The sequence below is a fragment of the Armatimonadota bacterium genome (genome assembly GCA_035527535.1).
GTDB lineage: Bacteria > Armatimonadota > Hebobacteria.
Genome location: DATLAK010000184.1, coordinates 1 through 2176 on the forward strand (window position 1 = coordinate 1; position 2176 = coordinate 2176).

Here is a 2176-nt window from a genome sequence, read left to right on the forward strand (position 1 = left end):
TACGCCAAAGCTCGCAGCCCCCGTCTCGGGGGCATCACTCCGCCGCTGAGTACTCGACGGAATCGCCGCAAGGTGCGGCCGATTGACACACCCGGCATCCAGCGCAAGAGGAGAACATGGCCCATTCTCGCCACCTGGCCCCGGAAGACCTGCGTCTAGCGCGCGATCCTGACCACCTCCTGGTGCTCTTTCGCAAACTGGCCTACCGGGTCGAGCCGGAACTCACTCCCCTCGACCCGGCGAACCTCGAGTTCCCCGAGCGGGCCGGCATCGGTCGTTGCTTCCTCCTGACCAGATCAGGCGCGGGCCGGCCTGGCGGCGCTCAAGGAGCGCTACTTGGCCGCCGAGGAGAAATGGGAATGGGACGACCTGCGCGTGCAGATCGAGCGACGGTGGATGCCATCGAGGAGCACCGCTTCGCCCGGCGCTCGCTGGAGGACCTGAGGTGCGGCTCGGCACGCGCAACGTCCCTTTCGCCACCCGCGTCTGCCGCCACTGCGACGCCCGCTTTTCGTGCGCCTCCTACCGGCAGTACGCCTGGCAAGCGGCGCGGCGCGGCGTGGCCGAATCGCAGATGCGCCAGCTCGACGTCGAGCCGTTCACCGACGCCAAGCAGGAACAGTGGCGCACCGCCGGGCTGGATGCCGCCCCCGACGCCGGTGGGCTGCGGGCGGATTACTGACCAAAGACCGGCGATCCTTCGCTGGCGCTCAGGACAAGCCGCTGACCGGCGACCGCTGTTGAAGGAGACACGATGAACGACGACCGCGAAGCCCTGGAACGCACCTTGAACCGCGCCCGGCAGGCGCTGGCGCTGTTGGAAGAGCGCGCGGCGGGGTATACGACGCTGACGATCCCGGTGGATCTATTCATCGAGTTGGACGAGAAACGCAAAGAGGTCGCCCGCCTGGAGGCCCGCCTCGCGGGCAGCGCGGACGCGGCGCTGCCCGATACGCTGCCCCGCCGCGATCTCTTCTTCGGGCGCGAGGCAGAGATCGAGACCGCGCTGGCGGCGCTGCGGCCCGAGGACCGCAGTTGGGGCCTGGTGATTGACGGCATCGGCGGGATCGGCAAGACGGCGCTGGCGGTGGAGGTGGCCCATCTCTGCCGGGAGCGCGCCTCGTTCGAGGTGGCGCTCTTCGCCACGGCCAAACAGACCCGCCTGGACCCCGGCGGCGAGATGCCCCTGGAGACGACGCCCACGCTCGACGCGCTGCTGAGCGCGTGCGCCCGCGCCCTGGGTGCCATCGGCGCGGCACAGGCCGCCGGAGCCGAGAAACGCCGCGCCCTGCTCGACGCGCTGCACGCCGAGAGCGGCCCGCAGCGCCGCGTGCTGCTCATCCTGGACAACCTGGAGACGCTGCCCGAGGCCGACCAGAAAGCCGCAGTCGAGTTCATGCGCGCCCTGCCGCCCCACTGCAAGGGCATCGTCACCAGCCGCAAGCGCACCGGCGACGGCGCGGTCTGGCTGCGGCTGGAGAAACTGGCCTGGGCGGCCGCCCGCGACCTGATCGCGGCGGAGGCCGCCCGCGCGCCCAACCTGCGGCGCTGCCTGGAGCAGGCCGGCGCGGCCCGCTGGCAGGAGCTCTACGACGCGGCGGGCGGCTCGCCCCTGGCGCTGCGCTGGACGCTGGGCCTCATGCGACAGCGCGACCTCTCGCTCGACCGTGCGCTGGCGCTCCTGGGCAACGTGCGCGCCGATTCCGACCTCTTGCAGTTCATCTACCGCGAGGCGCGGGCCACGATGGAGACCAACGACTGGCGCGTGCTGAGCGCGCTGAGCCTCTTCGCCGCGCCCGCCCGCTTCGAGATGCTCGCTGCCATTACCGAGCTTTCGCGCCTGGCGCTGGAATCGGCCCTGGAGCGGCTGAGCGCCTACTCGCTGGTGGACATGCTCGGTCCCGACGGCCCGTACAGCCTGCACCCGCTCACCCGCCGCCTGGCGGCCGACGAGCGCCGCGCCGACCCCCGGGCCGAGCGCGCCCTCCAATTGCGCTTCGCCCGCGTCTGGGTGGAGTACGCCCAGAGATACGGCGGCGATGACAAAGACGCCTACCTGAACTACCCCCGCCTGGAAGCCGAATGGCCCAACCTCGAGGCTGCCGCCGCCGCCCTGCACGGCCTCCTGCTCCCTCTCCCGCAAGCGGGAGAGGGCTGGGGTGAGGGCCAAAAAGAG

Annotated in this window: 2 protein-coding genes; both read left to right on the plus strand. The window is 71.2% G+C overall.

The annotated features are described in order from the left end of the window. Positions 1-445 precede the first annotated feature (445 nt). Positions 446-682 carry a hypothetical protein gene (locus VM221_13765; GenBank protein ID HUT75888.1) on the plus strand — a complete coding sequence of 79 codons (237 nt, stop codon included), beginning with the start codon at positions 446-448 and terminating at the stop codon, positions 680-682. A 72-nt stretch (positions 683-754) separates the two neighbouring features. Further along, on the plus strand, positions 755-2176 hold a 1422-nt coding region (locus VM221_13770; GenBank protein ID HUT75889.1), incomplete at its 3' end, for an AAA family ATPase.